This is a genomic window from Bacillus sp. 05T31, from assembly GCF_056396725.1.
The window spans coordinates 1-3,812 of the sequence record NZ_JBFTMA010000419.1 but is presented as its reverse complement, the minus strand read 5'-3'; the positions used below and the strand labels follow the sequence as shown (position 1 = coordinate 3,812).

Annotated in this window: 5 protein-coding genes; 2 read left to right on the top strand and 3 right to left on the bottom strand. The window is 33.2% G+C overall.

The annotated features are described in order from the left end of the window. Positions 1 to 52 precede the first annotated feature (52 nt). Positions 53 to 376 carry a winged helix-turn-helix transcriptional regulator gene (locus tag AC1DJR_RS20870; RefSeq protein WP_002167925.1) on the top strand — a complete coding sequence of 108 codons (324 nt, stop codon included), beginning with the start codon at positions 53 to 55 and terminating at the stop codon, positions 374 to 376. Between the two features lie 192 nt (positions 377 to 568). Here the strand turns inward: AC1DJR_RS20870 and AC1DJR_RS20865 are convergent, their stop codons facing one another. Next, on the bottom strand, positions 569 to 1,369 hold the full coding sequence (locus AC1DJR_RS20865; protein WP_429687561.1) for an ABC transporter ATP-binding protein: 801 nt from the start codon (positions 1,367 to 1,369) through the stop codon (positions 569 to 571). Positions 1,370 to 1,724: 355 nt separating this feature from the next. On the opposite strand from AC1DJR_RS20865, the gene AC1DJR_RS20860 reads away from it, so the two are divergent. Next, the gene (locus AC1DJR_RS20860) at positions 1,725 to 2,927 is read left to right on the top strand and encodes an ankyrin repeat domain-containing protein (protein WP_477003411.1); all 1,203 of its coding nucleotides are present in this window, start codon (positions 1,725 to 1,727) and stop codon (positions 2,925 to 2,927) included. Positions 2,928 to 3,087: 160 nt separating this feature from the next. Here AC1DJR_RS20860 and AC1DJR_RS20855 read toward each other — a convergent pair whose 3' ends face one another. Then, positions 3,088 to 3,354, bottom strand: a complete 267-nt coding sequence (locus tag AC1DJR_RS20855; RefSeq protein WP_002167922.1) for an ArsR/SmtB family transcription factor — start codon at positions 3,352 to 3,354, stop codon at positions 3,088 to 3,090. Positions 3,355 to 3,459: 105 nt separating this feature from the next. After that, the coding region (locus AC1DJR_RS20850) for a hypothetical protein (RefSeq protein WP_477003410.1) at positions 3,460 to 3,812 on the bottom strand (353 nt) is incomplete at its 5' end.

Below are 3,812 nucleotides of genomic sequence, written 5' to 3'. Positions count from 1 at the left end.
GTACGTACTTTAAAGTGCTATAGGAACCTTAAAGTACCTTTGGAGGTGTTATATGAATCAAAATGATAATTGCCCAATCGCAACGACACTCGACGTGATCGGTGGAAAATGGAAAATTCATATTTTATGTGTTTTGGCGGATGGAAAAATGCGAACAAATGAAATAAAACGAGAAATTCCAAACATTACACAAAAAGTTCTCACACAGCAACTTCGGCAACTTGAGGCTGATGGGATTATCCATCGTACTGTATATCAAGAAGTACCACCAAAGGTTGAGTACACAATAAGCGAACATGGAAAATCTTTAATGCAAATTATGGATGAACTATTTGAATGGGGAAAAGACCATCAAATGAAAAGATTACATGACTAGAAAAGTACTATAAATTTCGTTTAATTCTCTACGTTCATATTTCGTGTTTTTATAAAGTTTATTTTTATTTTCTTTAGGCTAACTTGTTTTCTTAGATTGATGGACGTGACTCCACATCCATCAATCTAAAAAGATATAATTAGAAAAATGAAATTCCTATAAAGTTTCGCATATAAACACTGCTCCCCCTCATTAAACGCTCGCCCTATTTTTTCGAATTTCAATTGTATGTAAGCTATAAAGGAGCACCCCTAAACTGAGAATTTTTTCATTATTAGACGCATTAGAACCTAATTTAATAGTAGGTACATTTAAGCCCATGAACCTTTCACTCCATTCTATAGACATATATCCTTGCTTACCGATTGCTAATATACGCCCATCTATTGTACTAAGAGTACTTTGAATAAAATCAAACTCTACTTCTATATCGGACAATTTTGTAGCCTTATCAGTCAGCAAAGTACCACGTATCATAGTAAATCCTTGTATCATTTTTTCTTTAAACATACCAATCTGATTATAATTCGAATCATAGATTACCCAATCATATCCGTCCACTTCAGTATGAAAATATGCTAGAATTTTCCCGCTACTCGTTTCTAATGCATATACATCTTTATTATGTAAAAAAGGTATTACTGAAAAAAGAATGTTAGATGAAACTATCTTTGTTCCTGCAACATATCCGCCATCAGGATGATATAAACCATATTGCTTGTTCCGCTTAGGTAATTCTAATACGACAAAAGTCTCCACATCCCAAAACGTCATATTACTTTTCACCGTATTCTTTTGTATCAAATTCCCTTTTCTTAACTGCCAAAATCCAATTCCAAAAAAGATAGAAGAAGCGATAACAAAAAAGATAATCTGCCCCCAATTAATATATCCCCAATCGTCATATACAGTGCATAAAGCGAGAATAAAAATACCCGCTCCAATTAACAGCTTAAACTTCCCTTTTCGCTTATAGTAATCAAATAATTCCATTTCTATATCTTCACCCCTTACYTCTGTTCTCTAACTATTAATATATCAAAAACATAGAATGCTCTCTATCCAAAAGTATGAGTTTCTCTACCTAGGTTATTTGTTACTCTTCATAATTATCAACTAAATAAATTTTGTTGCTGTCAATTGAGTTTTCATAAAATTTGTACATAAAGAACAGATAACTTAGCGAACATAAAAGCCTTTTACCAACAAACTAAGATGAAATGTTATAATATATGTAAAAGTCAATTTTTTTTGAAATTACGTAAAGTGATGTTCAAGATTATTAGTATGTTAGAAATTCCAAATAATTATAACGTCACCCGTTCAAATATTAATAGAGGTGAAATCATTGAAGAATCAATATATAGAAACACTTGTCGAAATCATGTTAAAGCATATACCCAATACAGCTGAAAAATCGATGTTATTTGCATTTTACAATGGGGTTGTCACGACGTATAGTTACTTTCATTATGAATCTATGGAAGTATTTGAACATGGCTCAGAAGGGCTTCCATCTAATGAAATTATGGACAATATTCAAAGAGTACGTCATACTGGGGAATCAAACTGGACTGCATTTGTTTTAACTGTCAAAACAAATGGTTTATATGAAGTTGATTATTATGATGATTTAAATCCTACTTTAGAGTGCAGTTCTGCACTACTTTTGCTTGCATACAGCCATTATCATATTGAACCAACCTCTGATTTTGGTAAATCACAACTACAAAGCGCTATTAAAGCAGAAAGTTTTAAGAATACGTTAAACTACGCGTGTATGAGGAATGACATAGAAACAGTTAAAGAAAAGTTAGTAAACATTAAATTATCTACATTAAATAAAAAAGGACTTGATAGAAAAACGCCACTTCACATTGCTTGTTTAAATGACAACATTGATATAGTTACATTACTAGTGGAAGCAGGAGCAAATCTGAAGATTAAATATCATGGAGAAACACCTTTTTCCCTATCATGCGGAAAAGGTAACGTAGAAATTATTAAATACTTAATTTCTAGAGGTGAAAATGCAAATGAAATAATGGTCGGAAAAGTCACTCCTCTTCATTTAATTAGTAAGTCTGGTAATCAAGAAATTGTTCATTATATTTTAGAGCGTATTAAAAATATAAATGCGGTGACAAGCAGAAAAAGTTCAGCTCTCCACTACGCAGTGGATGATAACAATCTTGAAGCAGCAAAGGTTTTAATAGACAACAGTATTGATATGGAATTACTAGAAGAATACAAAAGGAGTGCATTAAGTCTTGCTTGCGACCGCAATAAACCAGAGATGGTAGCGCTGTTGTTAGAAAATGGAGCTAATATCCATAGTACAGGACAAGGAAAGGTTACACCGTTACATAGTGCATGTGAACGAGGCTTTATTGAAGTGGTTCGAGTGTTACTACATCATCAACCGAACTTACATGCGAAAGCAACATTATACAGTATGCCAAAGAATCAAAAATTAATAGAAACCCCCATAGAAACCGCTAAACGCCTTGGATACGATGAGATAGTCGACCTTTTGAGTTCAAACTTATGAGAAAGAATGAAAACGAAAGCAACATTTTTATATTTTAGAGTTAATACCATATCACTATCAAACTAATAAAAAAGATACTCCTTAAAAGTAAAAAACGCTATTCTCTCTGTAAATACGTAGGAAAGAATAGCACTTTTTATTTTGAAATAGAAGTCAGCATTTAAACTAAACATGCTAATATTGATTTTGTRCGATTRTCWGTTACYTCATAATAAATTTCTAACCCTTTCCGAGTACCTGTAACGACCTTTGTAGCTTTTAGTTTAGATAAATGTTGACTAATTGTACTTTGAGGCATTTGTAATGTTTCATACATTGTCGTTACGTTAATAGGACCTTTTGCAAGCATTATTTTTACTAATGATAAACGGACAGGATGTGCTAATACCTTCAATACTTCAGTGATTTCTTCATACATTTCTTTCATATTTTTTCTCCCCTTTTATATAAACATTAATGATATCCATATATATAATTCGAAAGGATATACGATTTTATGTCCGTCATTTTAAAAAAATGTTAAAAAATATCTTCAGATGGAAGGAATCTCCCCTCCGTTCAATATTCTATAGATTTTTCTTTCACTAAATATTATGTGGTAGGAGCTTTCCTTACTGAGACCCTCTGCCATTGTTCTCTTGCTGATGTCCATTATTCCCTTGGGACCCTCTACCGTTGTTCTCTTGCTGATTCCCATTATTTCCTTGGGACCCTCTGCCGTTGTTCCCTTGCTGATTCCCATTATTCCCTTGCGATTCTCTTCCGTTGTTCCCTTGCCCATTCCCATTATTCCCTTGCGATTCTCTTCCGTTGTTCCCTTGCCCATTCCCATTATTCCCTTGCGATTCTCTTCCGTTGTTCCCTTGCCCATTCCCATTATTCCCT